The sequence below is a fragment of the Nonomuraea sp. B19D2 genome, assembly GCF_040137845.1.
Classification (GTDB): Bacteria; Actinomycetota; Actinomycetes; order Streptosporangiales; family Streptosporangiaceae; genus Nonomuraea.
This window is the reverse complement of sequence record NZ_JBEFAK010000154.1, coordinates 1-1,034: the sequence shown is the minus strand read 5'-3', so window position 1 is coordinate 1,034 and position 1,034 is coordinate 1. Positions and strand designations below refer to the sequence as shown.

The 1,034-nt window shown below is 66.6% G+C and carries 1 protein-coding gene; it reads left to right on the top strand.

Features of this window, described 5'->3' with window-relative positions:
* Positions 1–9 precede the first annotated feature (9 nt).
* Positions 10–1,034 (top strand): complex I subunit 1/NuoH family protein (locus ABN273_RS59230; RefSeq protein WP_502911367.1); only part of this gene is annotated, 1,025 nt, incomplete at its 3' end.

The window sequence follows — 1,034 nt, the reverse complement described above, 5'->3', positions numbered from 1 at the left end:
AAGATGAAGATGGGGCTGAAGGAGGACCTCTTCCCGCGGACCGTGGACAAGGTGCTCTACCTGCTGGCCCCGGTCATCATGGTGGTGCCGGCGTTCCTGGCCTTCTCGATCGTGCCGTTCGGGCCGATGGTCAACCTGTTCGGCGTGCGCACGCCGCTGCAGCTGGTGGACCTGCCGGTGGCGGTGCTGTTCATGCTGGCCATGGGTGCCGTGTCGGTCTACGGCGTGGTGCTGGCCGGGTGGTCGTCGCGCTCGCCGTACGCGCTGCTGGGCGGTTTGCGGTCGGCGGCGCAGGTGGTCTCGTACGAGATCGCCATGGGCCTGTCGTTCGTGGCCATCTTCCTGTTCGCCGGGACGCTGTCCACCTCCGAGATCGTCAAGGCGCAGGAGCAGACCTGGTTCGTGGTGCTGCTGATCCCGTCGTTCCTGGTCTACGTGGTGTGCATGTTCGGCGAGGCCGCGCGCATCCCGTTCGACCTGCCCGAGGGCGAGGGCGAGCTGGTCGGCGGTTTCCAGACCGAGTACTCCTCGTCGCTGAAGTTCGCCCTGATCATGATGGGCGAGTACCTGCACACCTTCACCGCCTCCGGCATAGCCGTGACGCTGTTCCTCGGCGGCTGGCGGGCGCCGTTCCCGATCTCGTTGTGGGAGGGCGCACACCAGGGCTACTGGCCGGTGCTGTGGTTCCTCATCAAGTTCGTGCTCACCTTCAGCTTCATCATCTGGGTGCGGGCCTCGTTGCCGCGGGTGCGTTACGACCAGCTCATGTCGCTGGGCTGGAAGGTGCTGATCCCGGTCAACCTGGCGTGGATCCTGCTGGTGGCCGCCGTGCGCAACGTGGTGGTCAACGACGGCAACAAGACGCTCGGCATCGGGCTCGGCGCGGTCATCGTGATCGGGGCGCTGGCCATCTGGATGCGGTTCGACACCGTCAACCAGCGGCGCAAGGAGGCCAGGAAGGCTCAGGTCGAGGCCGAGTTCGAGGAACTGTCCGAAGAGCCGACGGCCGGCGGCTTCCCGGTGCCGCCGCTCGA